The organism is Corynebacterium sp. 045007 (genome assembly GCF_040743205.1).
Taxonomy (GTDB): domain Bacteria; phylum Actinomycetota; class Actinomycetes; order Mycobacteriales; family Mycobacteriaceae; genus Corynebacterium; species Corynebacterium jeikeium_D.
In genome coordinates this window covers 166572-187973 of record NZ_JBFLKW010000001.1, presented here as the reverse complement: position 1 = coordinate 187973, position 21402 = coordinate 166572, and the positions used below count along the sequence as shown (strand labels likewise).

17 protein-coding genes are annotated in these 21402 nt (G+C 59.1%); 12 read left to right on the top strand and 5 right to left on the bottom strand.

The window, feature by feature from the left end:
- Window positions 1–33: 33 nt before the first annotated feature.
- The 4 genes from guaB to guaA all read left to right on the top strand — a co-directional run bounded on the left by guaB (window position 34) and on the right by guaA (window position 6218).
- Window positions 34–1563 carry an IMP dehydrogenase gene (gene guaB / locus AB1Z34_RS00835; protein ID WP_016422119.1) on the top strand — a complete coding sequence of 510 codons (1530 nt, stop codon included), beginning with the start codon at window positions 34–36 and terminating at the stop codon, window positions 1561–1563.
- Between the two features lie 50 nt (window positions 1564–1613).
- Window positions 1614–2762: a GuaB3 family IMP dehydrogenase-related protein gene (locus AB1Z34_RS00830; RefSeq protein ID WP_016422120.1), complete on the top strand. Its 1149-nt coding sequence runs from the start codon at window positions 1614–1616 to the stop codon at window positions 2760–2762.
- A gap of 119 nt (window positions 2763–2881) precedes the next feature.
- Window positions 2882–4630 (top strand): GMC family oxidoreductase, encoded by a 1749-nt coding sequence (locus AB1Z34_RS00825; protein WP_070549717.1) that lies wholly within the window; start codon window positions 2882–2884, stop codon window positions 4628–4630.
- A 13-nt stretch (window positions 4631–4643) separates the two neighbouring features.
- The gene (guaA, locus tag AB1Z34_RS00820; RefSeq protein WP_048731530.1) at window positions 4644–6218 is read left to right on the top strand and encodes a glutamine-hydrolyzing GMP synthase; all 1575 of its coding nucleotides are present in this window, start codon (window positions 4644–4646) and stop codon (window positions 6216–6218) included.
- Window positions 6219–6222: 4 nt separating this feature from the next.
- On the opposite strand, the gene AB1Z34_RS00815 is transcribed toward guaA, so the two are convergent.
- Window positions 6223–6984 (bottom strand): hypothetical protein, encoded by a 762-nt coding sequence (locus AB1Z34_RS00815; protein WP_016422123.1) that lies wholly within the window; start codon window positions 6982–6984, stop codon window positions 6223–6225.
- 65 nt (window positions 6985–7049) lie between these two features.
- Here AB1Z34_RS00815 and AB1Z34_RS00810 point away from each other — a divergent pair, with 65 nt between their 5' ends.
- The 3 genes from AB1Z34_RS00810 to AB1Z34_RS00800 all read left to right on the top strand — a co-directional run bounded on the left by AB1Z34_RS00810 (window position 7050) and on the right by AB1Z34_RS00800 (window position 9931).
- A complete protein-coding gene (locus AB1Z34_RS00810; RefSeq protein ID WP_070549744.1) occupies window positions 7050–7355 on the top strand; it encodes an antibiotic biosynthesis monooxygenase in 306 nt (101 codons plus the stop codon).
- Window positions 7356–7571: 216 nt separating this feature from the next.
- Entirely contained in the window at window positions 7572–8267 is a 696-nt protein-coding gene (locus tag AB1Z34_RS00805) for a hypothetical protein (RefSeq protein WP_048731702.1), read from the top strand.
- Window positions 8267–9931 (top strand): DNA polymerase Y family protein, encoded by a 1665-nt coding sequence (locus tag AB1Z34_RS00800; RefSeq protein ID WP_070549719.1) that lies wholly within the window; start codon window positions 8267–8269, stop codon window positions 9929–9931. The genes AB1Z34_RS00805 and AB1Z34_RS00800 overlap by 1 nt, the downstream gene beginning before the upstream one ends.
- A gap of 40 nt (window positions 9932–9971) precedes the next feature.
- On the opposite strand, the gene AB1Z34_RS00795 is transcribed toward AB1Z34_RS00800, so the two are convergent.
- Window positions 9972–10652, bottom strand: a complete 681-nt coding sequence (locus AB1Z34_RS00795; protein WP_070549720.1) for a hypothetical protein — start codon at window positions 10650–10652, stop codon at window positions 9972–9974.
- A gap of 164 nt (window positions 10653–10816) precedes the next feature.
- Between AB1Z34_RS00795 and AB1Z34_RS00790 the strand changes: the two genes are divergently transcribed.
- Window positions 10817–11728 carry a sucrase ferredoxin gene (locus AB1Z34_RS00790; RefSeq protein WP_070549721.1) on the top strand — a complete coding sequence of 304 codons (912 nt, stop codon included), beginning with the start codon at window positions 10817–10819 and terminating at the stop codon, window positions 11726–11728.
- 24 nt (window positions 11729–11752) lie between these two features.
- On the opposite strand, the gene AB1Z34_RS00785 is transcribed toward AB1Z34_RS00790, so the two are convergent.
- From AB1Z34_RS00785 to AB1Z34_RS00775, 3 genes are all read right to left on the bottom strand, one after another.
- Entirely contained in the window at window positions 11753–12385 is a 633-nt protein-coding gene (locus AB1Z34_RS00785; protein ID WP_224433327.1) for a methionine ABC transporter permease, read from the bottom strand.
- Window positions 12386–12450: 65 nt separating this feature from the next.
- Window positions 12451–13500: a methionine ABC transporter ATP-binding protein gene (locus AB1Z34_RS00780; RefSeq protein ID WP_049190340.1), complete on the bottom strand. Its 1050-nt coding sequence runs from the start codon at window positions 13498–13500 to the stop codon at window positions 12451–12453.
- A 64-nt stretch (window positions 13501–13564) separates the two neighbouring features.
- Window positions 13565–14431, bottom strand: coding sequence for a MetQ/NlpA family ABC transporter substrate-binding protein (locus tag AB1Z34_RS00775; protein ID WP_016422131.1), 867 nt, complete (start codon window positions 14429–14431; stop codon window positions 13565–13567).
- 248 nt (window positions 14432–14679) lie between these two features.
- On the opposite strand from AB1Z34_RS00775, the gene AB1Z34_RS00770 reads away from it, so the two are divergent.
- The 4 genes from AB1Z34_RS00770 to AB1Z34_RS00755 all read left to right on the top strand — a co-directional run bounded on the left by AB1Z34_RS00770 (window position 14680) and on the right by AB1Z34_RS00755 (window position 21398).
- Window positions 14680–17919 carry an error-prone DNA polymerase gene (locus AB1Z34_RS00770; protein WP_367157757.1) on the top strand — a complete coding sequence of 1080 codons (3240 nt, stop codon included), beginning with the start codon at window positions 14680–14682 and terminating at the stop codon, window positions 17917–17919.
- Window positions 17920–17937: 18 nt separating this feature from the next.
- The gene (locus tag AB1Z34_RS00765; RefSeq protein ID WP_367157756.1) at window positions 17938–19902 is read left to right on the top strand and encodes an alpha/beta hydrolase family protein; all 1965 of its coding nucleotides are present in this window, start codon (window positions 17938–17940) and stop codon (window positions 19900–19902) included.
- A gap of 31 nt (window positions 19903–19933) precedes the next feature.
- Window positions 19934–20473 carry a tRNA (cytidine(34)-2'-O)-methyltransferase gene (locus tag AB1Z34_RS00760; RefSeq protein WP_049169925.1) on the top strand — a complete coding sequence of 180 codons (540 nt, stop codon included), beginning with the start codon at window positions 19934–19936 and terminating at the stop codon, window positions 20471–20473.
- A gap of 67 nt (window positions 20474–20540) precedes the next feature.
- The gene (locus AB1Z34_RS00755; RefSeq protein WP_049169923.1) at window positions 20541–21398 is read left to right on the top strand and encodes a bifunctional methylenetetrahydrofolate dehydrogenase/methenyltetrahydrofolate cyclohydrolase; all 858 of its coding nucleotides are present in this window, start codon (window positions 20541–20543) and stop codon (window positions 21396–21398) included.
- The last annotated feature ends 4 nt before the right edge of the window (window positions 21399–21402 follow it).

Below are 21402 nucleotides of genomic sequence, written 5' to 3'. Positions count from 1 at the left end.
CGGATGTCGGCAAGGGTGGAGCAGGAGGAGTCCATGACCAACCCCACGGGAATTAGCCTCGGCGGAGACAATCCCAACAAGATTCCACTAGTCGGCCTTACATTCGATGACGTCCTGCTGCTGCCGGATGCTTCGGACGTTATCCCCTCCGGCGTTGATACTTCGACGCAGCTCACTCGTGAGCTGCGTCTGAACATTCCGGTTGTGTCCGCTGCTATGGACACCGTCACCGAGGCCCGCATGGCTGTTGCCATGGCCCGCCAGGGCGGTATGGGTATCCTGCACCGCAACCTGTCTATCGAGGAGCAGGCTCAGCAGGTCGAGATTGTGAAGCGCTCTGAGGCTGGCATGGTGTCCGACCCGGTGACCTGTTCCCCGGATGACACCATCGCCGAGGTAGATGCCAAGTGCGCTCGTTACCGCATCTCGGGCCTGCCGGTCGTCGATAAGGACGGCAAGTTGGTCGGTATCTGCACCAACCGTGACATGCGTTTTGAGGCAGACCTGAACCGCAAGGTTTCCGAAATCATGACCCCGATGCCGCTGGTCGTGGCTGAGCAGGGTGTGTCTGGCGATGCGGCGCTGAACCTGCTGCGCGCTCACAAGGTGGAGAAGCTGCCGATTGTCGATGGCGAAGGCCGCCTGACTGGTCTGATTACCGTCAAGGACTTCGTCAAGAAGGATCAGTACCCGAATGCTTCCAAGGATGGTTCCGGCCGTCTGCTGGTCGGTGCTGGTATCGGTACCGGCGAGGACTCCTGGAAGCGCGCGCACGCATTGGCTGACGCAGGCGTAGACGTGCTCGTTGTTGATACCGCTCACGCCCACAACTCAGGTGTACTTGAGATGGTCTCCCGCGTTAAGAAGGAATTCGGCGAGAACATCCAGATTATCGGCGGCAACCTGGCTACCCGTGGCGCTGCACAGGCCATGATTGACGCGGGTGCAGATGCCATCAAGGTCGGTATCGGCCCAGGCTCGATTTGCACCACTCGCGTTGTCGCAGGTGTGGGCGCCCCGCAGATCACCGCCATCATGGAAGCCTCTGTCGCAGCTAAGAAGGCTGGCGTTCCGATTATCGCCGATGGCGGTATGCAGTTCTCCGGCGACATCGCCAAGGCTCTGGCAGCCGGTGCATCCTCCGTCATGCTCGGTTCGATGCTGGCCGGTACCGCTGAGGCTCCGGGTGAGGTCACCTTCGTCAACGGCAAGCAGTACAAGATGTACCGTGGCATGGGCTCGCTGGGTGCTATGCAGGGCCGCGGCCTGACCGGTGAGAAGCGCTCCTACTCCAAGGACCGCTACTTCCAGGCTGATGTCAAGAGCGAAGAGAAGCTGGTTCCGGAAGGCATTGAGGGGCGTGTTCCGTTCCGCGGCAGCATCGACTCCATCGTTCACCAGCTGGTCGGTGGTCTGCGTGCAGCTATGGGCTACACCGGTTCCGCTACCGTCGAGCAGCTGCACGACGCACAGTTCGTCCAGATCACCGCTGCAGGCCTGCGCGAGTCGCACCCGCACGATATCCAGATGACTGTCGAAGCGCCGAACTACTACCAGCGCTAAACTGGCTTAGTCGAGTTAAATTCCACGGAAAGGGCATGTGAGGAAAGCTCATGCGCGACATCGTTGAAATCGGTATTGGCCGCGAGGCACGCCGGACCTACGAGTTGGACGATATTGCACTCGTTCCCACTCGTCGTACCCGGTCGTCCAAGGACGTCGATACCTCCTGGCGAATTGACGCCTACGATTTCGAACTCCCGATGATGATGCATCCGACAGATGCCATCGCCAGCCCGGAATCCGTCGCTGAGTTTGCTCGCCTGGGCGGTTTGGCGGTTCTCAACGCCGAGGGTATCTGGGCCCGTCACGCCGATGCGCAGGACAAGATCGCCGAGCTGGTGGAGTTGGCAAAGAATGCCGCCACCAAGCGTGAATCCGAGGCAGTGAACCGCAAGCTGCAGGAACTGCACTCTGCTCCAATTGATACTGACCTGTTGGTTGAGCGCATCAAGGAGATTCGCGCAACCGGCGCGATCACTGCAGTTCGTGTCTCCCCGCAGCATGCCCGTGAGCTGGCTCCGCTGGCTATCAAGGCCGGCATCGACTTGTTGGTTATCCAGGGCACGCTGATTTCCGCAGAGCATGTCACGGCTCAGGGTGAACCACTAAACCTCAAGGACTTCATCGGCAGCCTGGACGTTCCAGTTATCGCCGGTGGCGTTGTCGACTACCAGACTGCGCTGCATCTAATGCGTTCAGGTGCCGCTGGTGTGATTGTCGGTACGGGCTTTACGACGTCCCCGGATGCGCTCGGTATCGATGTGCCAATGGCTACCGCTATTGCGGATGCTGCAGCTGCTCGTAAGGACTACCTCGATGAGACCGAGGGGCGCTACGTCCACATCATTGCCGATGGCGGCATTGATACCGTCGGTGACATTGCCAAGGCAATCGCCTGCGGTGCGGATGCTGTGGCACTGTCCAGTGTGCTGGCAACCGTCCACGAAGCTCCGGGGCAGGGCTACGCCTGGCCGTCTGTTGCGGCACACCCGAAGTACCCGCGCGGTGCGGTGTGGCCGGTCGTCGACGATGAGAAGGAATTGGTCAGCCTGGAAGAGGCTCTGTTTGGCCCTTCCGCTTCGCCGTTCGGTGACCGCAATCTCGCCGGTGGCCTGCGTCGCGCAATGGCCAAGTGCGGCTTTACCAACCTGAAGTCCTTCCACCGCGTTGAGCTGTCGGTACGTCCAAAAGGTTTTTAATTAAAGTAATCGGATGGTTTTTTCGCAAAACTACCTTACTGAAAAGCCATCTCCGCTTAGGGTTAGGAACATGAGTTCCGCGCATTAGCGTTACGCCCTTAGAGAAGGTGGCTTTTCCCATGAGTAAACAACGTGATTTCGATGTTGTAATCGTCGGTTCCGGTTTTGGTGGTTCTGTTTCTGCTTTGCGGTTGACCGAAAAGGGCTACCGAGTGGCAGTTCTCGAAGCTGGTCGACGGTTCGAAGATAAAGACTTTGCCAAGACCAGCTGGCGGCTTCACAAGTACCTGTGGGCTCCTAAGCTGGGACTCTTTGGTGTCCAGCGTGTGCACATGTTGAAAGATGTCATGATTCTCGCTGGTGCCGGCGTCGGCGGTGGTTCTCTTAACTACGCAAACACTCTGTATAAGCCGGGTACTGAATACTTCCAGCACCGTCAGTGGGGGCACATTACCGACTGGGAGTCAGAACTCACTCCGCACTATGACAATGCATCTCGCATGCTCGGGGTGGTCACCAACCCATCCGACACGCCTGCCGACGTCGTCATGCGTGAAGTAGCCGAAGATATGGGGGTGGGTCATACTTTCCGCTCGACTCCGGTGGGTGTGTTCTTCGGAGCCAAGACAGGTGGACAGGGTGCGCCAGGGCAAACAGTTTCCGATCCTTACTTCGGGGGGATCGGCCCGGACCGTACTGCTTGTACGGAATGTGGTGAGTGCATGACTGGTTGCCGTCACAATGCCAAGAACACCCTGGTTAAGAACTACCTCTACTTGGCGGAGAAGTTTGGTGCGCAGGTCTTTGACCGCACTACCGTTACTGGCCTGCATCCTCAGGCTGATGGCTCCTGGGTTATTGACACTGAGCGCACTGGCCGTTGGGTAGCTAAGGACAAGCAGCAGTTTAGCGCTAAGCGCGTCATTCTCGCCGCCGGTGCCTGGGGCACACAGAATTTGTTGCATCGCCAGCAGGCCGATGGGCACTTGCCGCTGCTGCCGAAATCTTTGGGCAAGCTGACCCGCACCAACTCCGAGGCTATTTTGGGCGCGATGGGTACGAAGGTGGACCCGGAAAATGACTTCTCTAACGGTGTAGCCATCACTTCGTCATTCTTCCCGGACGAGGACACCCATATCGAGCCAGTGCGCTACGGTAAGGGCTCTAATGCCATCGCAATGCTGCAGATGATTATGACCGAAGGAGGTCGTCGGACTCCGCGATGGTTGCAGGCTGTGGGAACCGTCGTAAAGCATCCTAACTACCTGACGCAGCTCGTGAATCTGCGTAAGTGGTCGCAGCGCACCGTGATTTCTCTGGTGATGCAGAATCGCGACAACTCGATTACGACGTACCTGCAAAAGATCGGGCCGGTGCGTTTCCTGATGAGTAAGCAGGGCGAGGGGGAGCCGAATCCGACGTGGATTCCGTCGGGTAACGAAGCTACGCAACGTGCGGCGGACAAGCTCAGTGCACGTGGTCGGAATGGTCGTGTGCTGGCTGGGGGCACTATCGGTGAGTTGGCAAACATTCCTTTGACAGCTCACTTCATTGGCGGCGCAACGATTTCGGATTCACCCGAAAACGGCGTTGTTGATCCGTACTTGCGTGTGTGGGGTTACCCGACGCTCTCGATTCACGACGGTTCGGCGATGGCAGCCAACCCGGGAGTGAACCCGTCACTGTCGATTTCCGCGAATGCGGAGCGTGCAACGTCGCTGTGGCCGAATAAGGGTGAGGAAGATCAGCGTCCGGCGCAGGGTGAGTCCTACGTGCGCCTGGATCCGATTGCTCCGGTGAACCCGGCTGTGCCGGAAGATGCTCCGGCTGCACTGAACCTGGGTATGCCTGCAGTCCGTAAGTCTTGATAAGCTTTAGGGCGTGTCTGAACAGGTGACTAAGCCCGTCCTCGTCGTGGACTTCGGTGCGCAGTATGCGCAGCTCATCGCGCGACGTGTGCGCGAGGCAAAAATTTATTCCGAAGTGGTCTCGCATGATGCGACGACCGAAGAAATTAAGGCCAAGAACCCGGCTGCGCTGGTGCTGTCCGGCGGCCCGTCCAGTGCCTACGCCGAAGGTGCCCCGAAGCTCAACCCAGAGTGGCTTGAGCTGGGCATTCCGGTGTTTGGTATTTGCTACGGCTTCCAGGCGATGACTGAGGTGCTCGGCGGCACGATTGCTGCTACCGGTGACCGTGAGTACGGCCGCACGCAGCTGAACGTCGTCGACGGTGGCGGTGTCGCTCACACTGGTGTGCCGGAGACACACGAGGTGTGGATGAGCCACGGTGACGCGGTGTCTAAGGCGCCGGAGGGCTTCACCGTTACGGCGTCCACCAAGGGTGCTCCGGTAGCGGCTTTCGAGTGCTTGGAAAAGCGCATGGCCGGTGTGCAGTACCACCCGGAGGTCAACCACTCGCCGTATGGTCAGCAGGTTCTGGAGAAGTTCCTGTATGAGATTGCTGGCCTGGAGCCGGACTGGACTGCCGCTAACATCGCGGAAGAGCTGATTGAGCAGGTCCGTAATCAGGTCGGTGAGACCGGTCGCGCAATTTGCGGTCTGTCTGGCGGCGTTGACTCCGCAGTTGCCGCCGCACTTGTGCAACGCGCTATTGGTGACCGTCTGACCTGTGTCTTCGTCGACCATGGGCTGCTGCGCCAGGGCGAGCGCGAGCAGGTTGAGAAGGATTTCGTTGCCGCAACTGGTGCGAAGCTGATTACCGTCGACGATTCCAAGGTCTTCCTGGATGCTCTGGCTGGTATCACCGATCCGGAGACCAAACGTAAGACCATCGGCCGTGAGTTCATCCGCTCCTTCGAGCGCGCTGTCGCACAGGCGCTGGAGGGCGCTCCGGAGGGCGAGACCGTGGACTTCCTGGTCCAGGGCACCCTGTACCCGGATGTGGTTGAGTCCGGTGGCGGTTCTGGTACCGCCAACATTAAGAGCCACCACAACGTCGGCGGTCTGCCGGATGACGTTGAGTTCACCCTCGTTGAGCCGCTGCGCCTGCTGTTTAAGGACGAGGTCCGTGCGGTCGGTCGCGAACTGGGGCTGCCGGAAGAAATCGTCGCTCGCCAGCCGTTCCCGGGTCCGGGTCTTGGTATCCGCATCATCGGCGCTGTCGATGAGGGGCGTCTGGATACCCTCCGTCGCGCCGACGCCATTGCACGCGAGGAAATGACGGCCGCAGGTATGGACGAGGTTGTCTGGCAGTGCCCGGTCGTCCTGCTTGCCGACGTCCGCTCGGTTGGTGTCCAGGGTGATGGTCGTACTTATGGCCACCCAATCGTGCTGCGCCCGGTTTCCTCTGAGGATGCGATGACCGCTGACTGGACTCGTGTTCCCTACGATACGCTGGAGAAAATCTCCACTCGTATCACCAACGAGGTGCCTGAGGTCAACCGCGTGGTCCTGGATGTGACTTCCAAGCCACCGGGAACCATTGAGTGGGAGTAAGCCACTAGTTGGCAAGGGCCGTGTCTGTGAGTTGTGCAAACTCGCGGGCACGGCCCTTTTCCGTCAGGGCCGAATTGTTCTTGGCGATGGTGATGCGCTTATCGGCGGCTAGGGTGTGGAGAGCTGCGCTCACGGTATCGTCGTCAAGCATGGCGAAATAGGGGAGCTGGTCGGTGAAGAAGACGTAGCCGTCGCGTAGACGTGCGATGAAGAGGACTGTGAGGATGCGGGCCTCTGGTGAGTCGGCGGGGTAGGGGCAGCGCTGGGCGAAATTGTCAGGAAGATGCGCGGCGAGAGGGAGGAATCCGAATTGCCGCGGCAGGATTGCGCAGGTAGCGGTGATGGCGGACAGAACTAGGGTCATTATGCAGGCGACCGGTGTAGAGGAAATTCGTTCGGCGACGGCGGCAATGATCCATGCTCCGGGGAAGATGAGCAGCACGCTTATACTGCTATTCCACGAGATGTCGTTTGGTGACTCACGCATCGGCTCTGCGAAGTAGGAGGGCCGAGTTTCTTTGGTGGGTGTTTTTGCCTGGCGCACGAAAAGTGTGGTGCCGATGAGTACCAGTAAAAGCGCTATCATGATCCACCAGCCAATGGAGCCGATGATGTGGGCTTTAAGCAATGCGAGCAGTGCGATCACTGCGGTGGTGACGCCAATTGCCGTCCCCAGGCGCACGGGACTATTGATAAATTTTGTCGTGCGTTCGGCCCCGTCTTGGTAAGAGCCTGAAGAGTGTTGGTGCCGGCTGGAATCTGTCATACTTCTTAATTTTAGTAGCGATGGAACTATAGATTGTTGAGAGTTGTGTGGCTAGTGTTATGACCATGAGCATTGTAAAAATTAACGCTATTACCGTTCCTGAGGGTTCGGGAGAAGAGCTCGAACGTCGCTTTTCCGCAAACTCTTCAAAGATGAGCGATGTGCCGGGCTTCATTGGTTTCCAGCTGCTGCGTCCAACTGCAGGAGAGAGCCGCTACTTTGTCTTTACCGAGTGGGAGAGCGAGGAGGCCTACCAGGGGTGGCGTGAGGGCCGTGCCTTCAAGGCTTCGCATGAGGGCGAAAAGCGCAAGCCGGTGTCGTCGTCGGCTGATTTGCTCGAATTCGATGTAGTTCTCGATGTGAAGGCCTAAGTAGTACGAAATGTAGTACTCGGCTGAGGTTAGAGCGTCGCGCGGTGGTGTGCGGCGCTTTTCTTCGCACATTAATATCGAACGTACATTCTATTTAGGGTAGTGTTTAATCCGCTTGTTGGGAAAGAATATTCGAGCAGTGTTCGTGGTGGGCAGGGCAGTGGGGATGGCAGTGAGATGGCAGTGGGATAGCAGCGGGATGAGGTGGAACAAGAAGTGACAACGGCGGTCAATATTGCTGCGGGGCAGTCTAAGGAACAGACTATTGCGGCATTGCGGCAGGCGATGGCAGCCCAGTCTGGTGGGACTGCAACTGGTGCAACCTTTGGGCTCGGTGAGGCTCTGCCGGTGCCGGAGGCGTTGGAAAATACGTTGGCGGGAGCAGTGCGAAAAGGGGCTGTCAGTGTCATTGAACAGCCCGGTGCGGTATTGGCAGGTCTAATCGCGGAAGTTACGAAGACAGGTCATGTTGCGCTAGTTGGACTCGCTGAACAGGGGTTGCTCTCCGTGGTGGAGTTGGGCGGGAAGCTATCGAACATTGTCTGTGTGCCAGATCCTGGAATGCAGCCGCTTGAAGTAATTGGGCTGTTGGCGGACGGCGTTGACTTGGTGGTGGCTTCGTTGGCGCGCACTCCGCCGCCGTCGCAGGCACGTCCGCTGCAGGCACGACTGCGCACGAGTGGTTGTGCTCTGGTTTTTGTCGGGCAGCAGTGGCCGGGCGCTGCTGCGGAAATTTCCAGCTCTGTCGCTGGTGTTTCCGGGCTTGGCACTGGTTATGGCCGGATTCGAGCAGTGGATTACCAAGTCAGTGTGTCGGGGACGCGGTTTCCGCGGAGGCAGTGCCGTTGGCGGGTGGGGGAACAGGTGGAACAGAACAATGTGGTCGCGTTTCCCGCGCAGAGGAGGTCCTAGTGGTAGCGGCGGAATCGAGCCGTGTGGTGGCGCTATGGCTTCCTGATTGGCCAGTGCAGGCAGCACATCTAGCATCTGTGACGTCGCAGGCTAATCCGCTCAGTCCAGTTGCGATTGTGGGTGATAGCGGAGTAGCTGCTTGTTCTCCGAGTGCGCGCCGTGCAGGGGTACGGCGCGGGCAAAGCCGTCGCCATGCGGAAGCGTTGTGCCCGGAGCTGGAGGTTGTCGAGGAAAGTGCGGTGCGCGACGCTGCAGAATTCGAGTCCGTGCTGCAACGGTTGGAGGCGGTGGCAGCTGGGGTCGAAGCTCTACGGCCAGGCTTGGCGGTTGTGGCAGCGCGAGGGGTAATGCGTTATTACGGCGGACAGGATGTGGCCTTGGAAAAGCTGCTTGATGCCGCTGCGGTACCGGGCGTGGACTGCAGCTTGGGGCTCGCGGACGATATTGTGACAGCTATTTTGGCAGCGCGCAGGGGAGTGCTGGTAGCTCCCGGGGAAGATGAAGGCAAAAGATTTCGGCAGGGAATCTCTCTGGTGGAGCTGAGGGCGGAAAGTGCACTGGAGATGCCCGCAGAGCTTGCGAAGTCGTGGCAGGAACTCGGCCTGCGCACATTGGGGGATGTCGCTGCGTTACCGAAGCGGGATATAGCCAACAGGTTTGGGGCGCAGGGGGCTAGATGGCACGATTTGGCCTGCCGTGGGGAAGTGCGGTTGGTGGCGCCGCGATCTTTGCCGCCCGGACTGGCTGTGAGTTACCAGTCTTGGGAGAGTCCACTCCGGAGAGTGGATGAGGCCTCATTCGTCGCGCGCTTTCTAGCTGGGCAACTGCATGAAAAACTTTTTAACCATGGGTATTCGTGTTACCGCTTAGCGGTAGTGGCGCAATTTAGTGACGGCTCAGAGGTGCGCAGAGTATGGCGCTGCACTGAGCCACTGGCAGAACAGACTACGGCTGACAGGGTTCGGTGGCAGCTCGATGGCTGGCTGAATAACAGGAATCGGCAGCAGCCACGAGGGGACAGCGGCACTGTTGCTGGAACTGTTGACGGCGCTGAGGAAAATGATGGAGATGACAGCCGCGGAATTGTAGAGCTGCAGTTAGAGCCACTGGATGTGGTCGCCGCCGGGGCCGTAAAGCAGGATCTGTGGCACGGTAGTGATGATGCGCGAGCCAAAGCGCGCCGGGCTGCCGAGCGTGTGCAGGGGTTACTGGGGTCAGAGGCAGTACAGCAACCAATCATGCAGGGCGGGCGTGGCCCAGGGGAAAGAGTGGGATTTGTCGCTTTCGGAGAAAACCCCAAAAACACAAAAACCGCGGAAAATAATCAGCCGTGGCCGGGAGCCGTTCTTGCTCCCAATCCGGCAACTATTCCCGCGACTGCTAATGCTGAGGTGGAAGTGCTCGATGCCAATGGGCAGATCGTGGGCGTAACTGGGCGAGCGACCATGACGGCGGAACCATCTCTGGTGCGGCATGGAGTGACAACGTACCGCGTGTCATCGTGGGCTGGGCCCTGGCCGATTGACGAGCGCTGGTGGGTACCCGATGAGGCTCGCCGAGCGGCAAGACTACAAATCCGTGCGGTAGCGCATGACGGTACCATCGCCGCCTGGTTGCTCATAGGGCATGCCGGCGCATGGAGAATCGAGGGGGCTTACGCGTAGAGGCGTAGCGAGGGGCCGGCACCGGGGATGGGCAACCCGATTACTTCGATTGGAAGTCAATAACCAGGCGGTTCGGATTGCTCAACGAGAAAACCTTGAATGGGGTCTTATCTCCCTTGAGCCCGACGACATACTGAGTCTGTCCCTCGAAGGTGCCGGCGCCGACGACTTCCTTAATAACGGAAGTTGATGTCGGCTTGACCGAGTCAGAGGGGAAGTCCTCCATCTGGAAATCAAAGGGGTAGCCCATGCCCCGCAAGTCGATTACCAGCTTGGCTGTGCCGTCGACCGAAATCGGTTTGCCGGAGCCCTGTTGGGTCGGCACATCCTCGTAACGGACGAAATATCCCGGAGTGCCCTCGCCCGTGAGTTCAAAGACAATGCGGTCGTAACCGTCGTGGGAACCGACACGAACATCTTCAATACCCAAGTAAGCGCCATCGGAAGGGGCAGCTTCTGAGGAGGAACTATTGAAATCGCCCTCCGGAGCAGCATCGTCATCCATGGTGGTTTGCGCTGCCGCAGACGAGCTAGTGGAGCTGCTAGAGCTGCTTGACAAATCGGAGGTGCCAGCGGTTGAGTCAGTCTTCATAGACACTGCAGCAGCCGAGTCTGGGGATGAGTCAGAGGAGCAAGCGCCGAGAGCCAGGCCCAATGCGAGGCACAGGGATGCCGCGATACGGGTACGGGTGCGCGAAACATCCAGCGATTTCGTATTCATACGTCTGACGGTATGTGCGCAGTTACGGAATTTCAACAAGCTGAACTACAAAAGTCGAGGTCAGAAGTATTTGTTGTCAAAGTGTTGCACAATAGTAATAAAACAGGGGTGAACGCTGCGACCTAAGACCCAATCGCAGGGAGCACTCAATTACGCTTAGGCGTATGAGCCAGGCCAAATTTGATACCACCTGTTCTGCTCAGATGACTGAGCCGCTTCCCGGTACTGCGAAGACCGGAAAGCTCTTTATTGCGTTGGAGCACCAACTCGGTTGGTCGCACGATATTTTTGACGGCGGGGTATGGGGAGCAGAGATCACCGGTCAGGTAGAGGCCTGGTTGTCTGAACGCGGCGGCGCGTTGCAGCTGATTCGAAAGCCAGGCCGAATCGGCCAGCAGCCGTGTGATGGCGTTAACGTCTATATCGCGCATTGTGAATCAGTGGATGGCTCTGAGGTTTTTCTCGAACATCGCATGGTTGCTGATGTTGAAGACCTGATGACTCTGGATATCCGCCCTGGCCAGCCCACCGAGGGGGCCACTCGTCTGGACCATCCACTGTTTCTCATCTGTACGCACGGTAAGCGCGATCGTTGCTGTGCGATTAAAGGTCGCCCGCTCGCTGCTGCGATGCACAATCTCTACCCAGAGGTCGTGTGGGAAACCTCGCACTCTAAGGGGCACCGCTTTGCGCCGGCGAGTGTGCTGTTGCCATGGAATTACAGCTTTGGACGTCTGAGTGCGGTGGATGCCAAGGGGGTCATCGAAGACGCTCAGCAGGGCATCGTGCATGCAGAGGGCTGCCGCGGCCGTGGTATCTACACCCCGCAGGGGCAGGCGGCCGAGTTGGCTGTGCGTCGTCAAGCCGATACGTGGGGCGTAGACGATGTCGCACGCGTTGACGTCGACGGCACGACTGCAGTCGTCGCGCTTTACGACGGCCCCAGCGACCGCGACAAGGTCGTGGAATATGAAGTGGCCCTGGAGAAAATCACCACGGAAGGCGTTGTGTCTTCCTGCGGTGATGCTCCAGGGCCAAAGAAGGGCTGGGCTGCGGTCGAAGTAACCCGCCGCTAGCTAGTGGCTAGCTAATGTGCGCGGCTACCTGCGCATAATCTTCTTGGAGAGCCAGTTGCCGAAGATCTGCGCCAACTGGACGATGAAGATGATGACCAGGGTTGTCACCAGGGTGACGTTCCAGTCGAATGCCTGGTAACCGTAGGTGATTGCGAAGTTGCCCAGTCCGCCACCGCCGATGTAGCCGGCCATAGCTGACATGTCGACCACGGCGATGAAGGCGAAGGTGTAGCCCAGTACCAGCGGGCCCAGTGCCTCCGGCACGACGACCGTGCGGATGATGCGCCACGGACTTGCGCCCATCGCACGGGCGGCCTCAATCACGCCGGGGTCGATGGACATCAAGTTCTGCTCCACCAGTCGCGCGATGGCGAATGTGGCGGCAATCGACATGACGAACACCGCGGCTTCGGTGCCGATCGTGGTGCCGACCACGTTCTTTGTCAGTGGGCCGATGGCCGTAACCAAGATGATGAACGGGATTGGGCGAACAAAGTTAATCAGGACATTGAGGACCTGGTAGACAAACTTGTTGCGCAACACGCCACCGTCGCGGGTGGTGTAGAGCAGCACGCCGATTGCCAGACCTGCAACACCACCAATCAGCATGGCGACACAGACCATGTAGAGCGTCTGGCCGAATGCCTCGCCCAGCATTGGGCCGAGGCTATCCCAGTTGGTGTCCTTGCCACTCACCGATGGCAGAGAGTTTAAGAGACCGATCATGATGCAAGCTCCTCTACCTGTGTCAGTTCGGAAATAGCAGCAATGGCGGCATCGAAATCAGAGGAATCCGAGGCGGAATTACCTGTCAGCGGAGTCAACCGCAAAGTAAGGCGACCATAGGACTTCGCCTGCACATTGGCGACTGCGCCGTGTGCCACCGAGGCGGCGACACCGTGGGCACTAGTGGCCTGTGCTAGGGCACCGAGGTCAACACCGTCATTGATAGTGATGGTGACCAGGCGAGCCGCTGCGCTCTCGGCAGACTGATTCACCGAATCGCGTTCACGGCCAATTGGAACATCGCGCAGTGCGGTGGTGGCGAAGCGGCGGCCAACCTCAGTCTTGGGGTTGGCAAAGACCTCGTGGACCGTACCGGTTTCGACGATGTGACCATTTTCCATGATGGCCATGCGGTCAGCGATACCGCGTACAACCGACATGTCATGAGTAATCAGCACGATAGTGACACCCATTTCGCGATTGATGCGACGCAGCAGATCCAGGACGCCGGAAGTAGTTTCCGGGTCGAGTGCCGAGGTGGCTTCGTCGGCAAGCAAGAGCGTCGGTTCGGTGGCGAGCGCACGGGCGATGCCGACACGCTGCTTCTGCCCACCCGAGAGCTGCTCGGGGAAGGACTCCGCCTTGTCGCCGAGACCGACGAACTCCAGCAGTTCCTGGGCGCGAGCGCGGCGCTTGGCCTTCGGCATACCGGCCAGTTCCAGCGGATATTCAACGTTGCGAATCGCGTTGCGCGAATGGAAGAGGTTGAAGTGCTGGAAAATCATGCCGATATTGCGGCGCAGACCCCGTAGCTGGCGCTCGGAGATGCCGACGATGTCGGTGTCATCTAGCAAAACCTGCCCGGAGGTTGGCTTTTCCAGGCCGTTAATCATACGGATGAGCGTTGATTTACCAGCGCCGGAATAACCGATGACGCCGAGGATTTCGCCGGGTTCAACGGTTAGGTTGATGTCGGCGAGCGCGGTGACGTCGCCGAATTGCTTGTTCAGCTCGCGGAATTCGAGCTTCGTTCCCTTGTTGGTCACGAGTGAATCAGTGCCCCTTGGTCTGTGTTCCCTGGTGTTGGGCGGTGCTTAGGTGGCAGTGGCGTTAGTTCTGCTCGCGCTGCTGCTCTTCGACGCGATCCAGAATGTCCTGCAGCTCCTTAGCCGAACGGTCAACCGGAACCGAGGTGCCCTTGGAGTCCTCAGCGACTGCGTCCTGGACCTCCTTGGAGTGCCAGATCTTGGAGAGCTCCGCGTACTTCGGGTTGTCAGCATTTTCAGCCTTGGTGACAAAGACGTTGATGTACGGCTCTGCCTCCGTGGAGTTCGGGTCATCCTGGAAGATGGCGGTGTTCGGGTCGATGCCAGCGCGGTCCAGGAAGGAGTTATTGATAATGGCAGGCTTGCCCTCACCGTAGGCGGCCGGAGTCTGAGCGGCATCCACCGGCAGAACCGTGACCTTGGAAGCTTCCTTATCGATGTCAGCAGGGGACGGGGTCAGCAGGTCATCCTGCTTCAGCTTCAGCAGGCCAGCCTGAACCAGCACGTTAATAGCGCGGCCCTGGTTGGACGGGTCGTTCGGGATGACGACCTCGGTGCCCTTCTCCAGCTCATCAACCGACTTGTGGTCCTTCCAGAACAGAGCCAGCGGGACAATTTCGCTCGAGCCAATCGGAGTCAGGTCCGACTTAGCGCCGACGTTGTACTCAGCCAAGAACTTGATGTGCTGGAAGAGATTGACGTCGAGCTGGCCCTCATCGAGTGCACGGTTCGGGGTCTGGTAGTCGGAGAAGGGCTGAACATCCAGATCGATGCCCTGTTCAGAAGCCTTCTGCTCGAAAACGGTCCAGGCCTTCTTGCCGGCATCCGTGGTGCCGATACGAATGGCGTCATCCGAGCTGCCACAGGCGGTAAGGCCGGTTGCGGCGAACGCGACAGTAAGTACACCGGCGGAAAAACGCTTGAGGTTCATCGAGGGGTCTCCTTATTTAATGGGATTTGTTAGCTGAAGTTTTAAGGCAGAACTAGACCAAGCTGTCTTTAATTCTGGGGTTAAGGCTAGCACTTGCCCAGGTAGTGCTGAAAATTCAACTTCAGCCTAAACAGTCGAACGTGGCTGAGGTGTGACTTACGGATGCGTCCCGGGGGGTGGCGCTTAATGCACATACTAATCGAAAATACGTTTGAATGCAGTCCGTAGGGTGGGTTAATGTTCATGGCATGGAAAACATCTCGGACGGACAGTCGGAGCAGTCCGGTCGGCCACTGAGCTGGTCGCGGATTGAGCGTATTCTATCGGGTAAATTTTCAGGAAAACTACAGCCTAATGGCAGCTTCAATGGCTGGCGGGGGCAGCTGTCAGATTCCATCGTTGGGGCTTTTGAAGCTCCGGAAAGCGGTGTTAGTGGCGGAGGTGGCGTGTCATTTTCGCCTGCGGATATTAAGGCGGAATTGCACTGTCGTTCGAGCTATTCATTCCTGCATGGCGCATCGGATCCGGAAGAATTGGTGTCCGAGGCTGCGCGTTTGGGGTTAAACGTGTTGGGGCTGGCAGATCGCGATGGTTTCTATGGAATCGCTCGTTTTGCCGAGGCTGCAGCGGAGGCTGGTATCGCCACAATCATCGGCGCGGAGCTGGGGCTTCCGCAGCGGCCCCTCACGGTGCTGGGGCGGGGGCCCGAGGGCTATCGGCGCCTGAGCCACACGCTGTGTGATGCGCATATGTCGGCAGGGGAGAAATCCGTCGTCTGCTATCCCTCGCTGCCAGAGTTAGGGGAGGCCGCAGGTGGTTTCTGGCAGGTGCTTGCCGACGTCAGCTGGGTCGGCGACTTGGAAGAGCTCATTGCGGCCTTCGGTGCGGAGAACGTGGCGCTCGAGCACCGCCTGAGCCCCACCGCACAGGTGGCCGATGACGCGGAGGCGATTTCGGCCGCAGCTGTGAAGTATGGCCTGCGAGAGGTGGTTTCCTCTGCTGCGACGGCGGCCTCGCCTGCGGCAAGCCGGTTGGCCGGGGCGAAGCAGGCCCTTGCTGTGCGGGAGGACCTAGACGGGTTCGAGTCACGGCTGGAGCCCGCAGGCGGAGCTTGGTTGCGTTCGTGGGAGGAGCTATCGGCGGCAACACGGTATCTGGGGGCGCAGGTACTGCAGGCAACACAGGACATTGCAGGTGAGTGTGCTTTTACGCTTGATCTCATTGCGCCTGAGTTGCCTCGCTGGGAGGTTCCTGCTGGTCACGATGAGGACTCATGGTTGCGGGAAATTGCTCGTGCAGGGGCACGGCGGCGGTATGGTCCGGTCGATGGAGCTGGGGATAGCTCCGTGCAAGCGCGGGCGTGGGCGCAGTTAGAGAATGAGCTGACTGTGATTCGAGAGCTGGGTTTTCCGGGCTACTTCCTCATCGTGCATGACATCTGTGAGTTCTGTCGCCGGGCGGGAATTCTGGCACAGGGCCGCGGTTCGGCCGCTAACTCGGTGGTGTGTTTTGCGCTGGGGATCGCCAATGTTGACCCCATTAGTGCCGGGCTGTTGTTTGAGAGGTTTTTGTCGCCAGAACGGGATGGGCCACCGGATATCGATGTAGACATCGAGTCTGGCCGTAGGGAAGAGGTCATTCAGTACGTCTATGAAAAGTATGGTCGTGACAATGCCGCGCAGGTGGCCAATGTCATTACCTACCGGCGGCGCGGTGCATTGCGCGATGCGGCGCGGGTGTTGGGGTACTCGCCGGGCGTTATCGATGCGTGGGTCAGAGACCGGGAGGCGTGCCCGCCGGAGCCGGTGCAGCAACTGGCGGAGCAGCTTCGTGGGCAGCCTCGTCATTTAGGCATTCACTCTGGCGGAATGGTGATTTGTGATCGGCCGATTGCGGATGTCGTGCCAGTGGAATGGGCACGCATGGAAGGTCGCTCGGTAGTGCAGTGGGATAAGGATGACTGTGCGGCAGCGGGACTGGTGAAATTCGACCTGCTTGGCCTCGGAATGCTGGAGGCCATCCACCATTGCATTGACTTGGTCTATGAACAGCATGGGCGCCGAGTGAACCTGTGGGAAATAGATGTCGCTGAACCGGAGGTTTACGAGATGTTGGCACGCGCGGACGCGGTGGGCGTGTTTCAGGTGGAATCGCGCGCGCAGCTGGCCACCTTGCCCCGACTGAAGCCGAGGGAGTTCTTTGATCTGGTGGTGGAGGTGGCACTCATTCGCCCAGGCCCCATTCAAGGCGGTAGCGTGCACCCCTACATTCGCCGCCGAAATGGACTCGAACCGGTGACCTATGAGCATCCAGTGCTGGAGAAGTCCCTCGGGAAGACACTGGGCATCCCGCTATTTCAAGAGCAGCTGATGCAAATGGCCGTCGATGCGGCGGGTTTCAGCGGGGCGGAAGCGGACTCGCTGCGTCGCGCTATGGGGTCGAAGCGCTCAGTGGCCAAAATGGAAGCGCTTCATGCCCGTTTTCTGGCTGGGCTGGAGCGCACCAGTGGCATTGATGCGGATATTGGGGAACAACTGTGGAACAAGATAGTGGCCTTTGCCGCCTACGGTTTCCCGGAATCACACGCGCAGTCGTTTGCCTCCTTGGTGTATTTCTCGGCTTGGTTTAAGTACCACTATCCGGCGGAGTTCTGTGTCGCATTGCTCCGTGCCCAGCCCATGGGGTTTTACTCTCCGCAGTCGTTGATTGCCGATGCTCGCCGGCACGGTATCGGCTGCGATGGTCCGGATATCTCGGTTTCAGGCGTGGAAGCCAGCGTCATCGATGGGCGTATTCGGTTGGGGCTCGGCGCCATTGCCGGTGTGGGCAATGACGTGGCGGAACGTATCGTCGCAGCGCGGCCATTTGTCAACGCAGCAGATGTCGCCCGCAGAGCTCGGCTGGGTGTTGGGCACATGGAAGCACTGGCGCGCGCAGGAGCACTTGGGTCGCTGGGGATTGACCGTCGTCAAGCACTGTGGGCGGCGGGCGTGGCGGCGACGGAAAGTGAGGGCATGCTGCCGGGGCTCACGCTTGCCGACGCACCTGCGTTGCCCGGCATGACGGAGTTTGAGCTGGCAGCTGCCGATTTGACGGCAACGGGAGTGACCCCGGGGCAGTACCCGGTGGCCGCGTTGCGGGCAGACCTGCAGGAACGTGGAGTGGTGCCTGCGGCGGAACTGAAAACAGTGCCCGATGGAACACGAGTAGAAGTGGCGGGAGTCGTGACGCATAGGCAACGTCCGGGGACCGCTGGCGGAGTGACATTTTTGGGAATGGAGGACGAAACTGGGCTGGTGAATGTGCTGTGTACGCCGGGGCTGTGGAATCGATTTCGGCCGGTAGCGGTGAATTCGCGGGCGATGGTGGTGCGCGGTATCGCGCAGACAGCCTCTGGTGCGGTGACAATCGTGGCCGATCGTCTGGTGGATATGTCCGAGGCACTGGGGCGGCCAGTGGTGGCAGGTCGAAGTAGAGATTTTCGCTGACTACTAGAATGGATTGTCATGCGCCAGACCTATGAATCCTCGTTAGCACCGGATGGGAGTGCAATCGCCTTTATTGTCCGCGATAGCGGCTACCCGCATGCGGTACAGCAGGAGATTACTCCGGAGGGGCTAGGGGCGGAGCGCCCCGTGAAACTGCCGGTGGAAGGCCCGGTTACCAGGGTGCTGCACTCCCCGGATGGAAAGTGGATCGCCTGCGAGGTCTCTCCGTACGGTACGGAGCGACTGCAGACCTGGCTGGTATCCACCGATCCGGAGGTCGACGGTGCCCGCCCCCTGCGTATGGATGCGGATATGCGCGCCACACTGGTGGAATGGGATAACGATCTCCTAGCGATGAACGCGGTCGATGCCCAGGGCATTAACTATGCGCGTTTGGTCAACCCGACGAACTCAAAGTATGAGGTCATTGATAAACGCACTGACAGCCAGCTGGTAGCGGCTGAAGGCGGGTTTGGCCTCGTGCGGGTGGGGCCGCGAGGCCACCGTGAGCTACTGCTGGTCGGGCCGGGGCAGCAGTGGCAGCCGCTGTTGCCGTCCGATCCCGGCTCCACCACAGATGCCGGTGTCTTATTGGCGCATCCGGGGCAGGAGAAGCTGACCGCATTCGTACTCTCAGATCATGGCGCGGAACAGCGTCGCATCCTGCGCCTGGGTATTACTCCCGATAGCGGTATCAGCACTACTGAGCCGCGCACAGCGGAATCGACCGCAGCGGAGATTTTGGATATGAAGATCGGCATCGAAGTTGATGTCGAGGAGTTCATTGGCAATCCGGATCAAGACGTCGAAGAATTTGTCATCAGTGAGGATTCCTCCACTGCGGCTGTGCTGTGGAACAGCGGTGGGGTCAGCACGCTTGAGGTGCTTACCCTTGGCCTTCACCCGCAGACTGACGACATGCGGGTGATGGTGCGCCGCAATGTGGAATTGCCGGGCATGGTTGCGCGTGAGCTGTCAATCTCCGGTGACGGTGAGCTGATCTCCCTGACAGTAGAAGGGCCAGGCCTTGCGCCAACGGTGGAGATTCTGCGCAATATCGGTGGTGTCATTGAGCCATTGGACATGGATCGCACCGAACGGATTTTGGCTCTGGAAGAGAAGAATCTGGAGACTATGCCGGCCCCAGAGCTGGTCTACTTTGTCTCCCGCGATGGGTTGGAACTGTCTGGTTGGCTCTACCTTCCGGAGTCGGTGCGCAATAGTTCTAATGACGTTTCCGGAAACGCACTACCGCCGGCTTTTATCCACATCCACGGCGGACCAGAGCTGCAGGCGAAACCCATCCACCACGATGTTCTAGCCAGCATTGTGGAGGCGGGCTTCGTGGTGTTCACTCCTAACGTGCGCGGTTCCTCGGGGTCCGGTAGGTCATTCGAGCACGCAGGTGACCGCTATGGACGCTTTGCCGCTATTGCGGATATCGCAGCGGCGCGTGCCTTCCTCGTTGATGCCGGGTTGGCGGACCCAGAACGCATTGCTCTGGGCGGGCGATCCTACGGTGGCTTCATGTCGTTGTTGGCCTCGGCATGGTATCCGGATCAGTTTGCGGCCATCGTCGATGCCTGCGGAATGACAAGTTTTGAAACCTACTACCAATCCACCGAGCCCTGGTTGGCGCAGGCCGCGTTCCCCCGATACGGCTACCCGTACCAGGATGCTGAGCTTCTGCGCGATATCTCGCCGCTGCACCGTGCGGAGGAAATGAAGGTTCCAACTCTCTTTATCCACGGCGAGTGGGATACCAACGTGCCTCCGCGAGAGTCCGGTCAGATGCGCAACGCCATGGACGCATACGGCGTGCCCACCGATTTTCTAGTGGTCGAGGGAGAGGGCCATAAGTTCTCGAAGCCGAGGAGCCGAGCGCTAATCGGTGAGACCATCATCGCGTTTTTCACCGAGCACGGTGTGTGCGATGCGGCGCCTGCCACGACAGCGGCAGCAGAAACCAACAACGAGCAGTAAAAGAAGCAGCGGAAAAGAACTGACGGAAGAAATGAATAGCGCCACGACCGAGCCAACGAACGCCGAGCCAACCAACTCCACAGACTGGATTACGAGCCACACCTGCCACGTGCTTTTTGACCGGCCTGTCATCCCGCCGAACACCGGAAACGCTATCCGCATGTGTGCGGGCTCTGGAGCTATGCTGCATCTGGCCAAGCCATTGGGGTTCAACTTCGATGACAAGAATCTGCGTCGCGCCGGGCTGGATTACCATGACCTGGCTGATGTGCGTATTCACGATTCCATCGATCAAGCGTTGGAGACCTTTGCCAGCCAAGGGTGCCGCATCTTTGCTTTCACCGCTCACGCTGACACTTGGCACACCGATATTGAGTACACGAATACCGATGTACTGCTCTTTGGCCCGGAGCCAACCGGGTTGGAACAGTCAGTGCTCGATGATCCGCGAATTACACAATTAATCCGAATTCCGATGCTGCCAGCTCGTCGCAGCATGAACCTTTCCAACGCCGCAGCAGTGGCTGCTTATGAAGTCTGGCGTCAGCAGGGCTTTGTGGGCGGTAAATAGGGCCAAGGCGAGGGCGGTTACGGGGCGTTTCTGGGCATTATTCGCTCCTGTGCCTAAGATAAATGCCATGGCAGCGACAAAGCTTGATGGCAAACTCTACCGAGACGAAATCTTTGAAGACCTGGAAAAGCGCGTTGAGCGTTTGATGGAAGCCGGCTACACCCCGGGGCTGGCCACCGTGTTGGTTGGTGATGACCCAGGCAGCCACTCTTACGTCAAGATGAAGCATCGCGACTGTGAGCAGATTGGTATCGCCTCTATCCGCCGTGACCTTCCGGCTGACACCACGCAGGAAGAGCTCGAGGCAGTAATCACCGAGCTGAATGAAAGCCCGGAGTGCACAGGCTACATTGTTCAGTTGCCACTGCCGAAGCACCTGGATGAAAACCGTATTCTGGGGCTCATCGATCCGGAGAAGGATGCCGATGGCCTCCACCCGGTAAACCTGGGCAAGCTGGTCCTCAATGAGCCAGCACCACTGCCGTGTACTCCAAACGGCTGTATCCACCTGCTGCGACGCTTCGGCGTCGAGCTCAACGGTGCCAAGGTTGTTGTTATCGGCCGCGGTGTCACCGTTGGTCGCCCAATCGGCCTGATGCTCACTCGCCGCAGCGAGAACTCCACCGTGACGCTATGTCACACCGGCACCAAGGACTTGGCCGCTGAAACCCGTCAGGCTGATGTCATCATCGCAGCCGCTGGTGTCGCTCATATGCTTACTGCAGACATGGTCAAGCCTGGCGCTGCTGTACTCGACGTGGGAGTTTCGCGTGTCGACGGCAAGCTGGCCGGTGACGTTGCTGATGACGTCTGGGACATTGCCGGTTACGTATCCCCGAACCCAGGTGGTGTCGGCCCACTGACTCGCGCTTTCCTCGTACGCAATGTCGTCGAGCGCGCTGAAAAGCTCGCTGGTCTGGCCTAGCCAG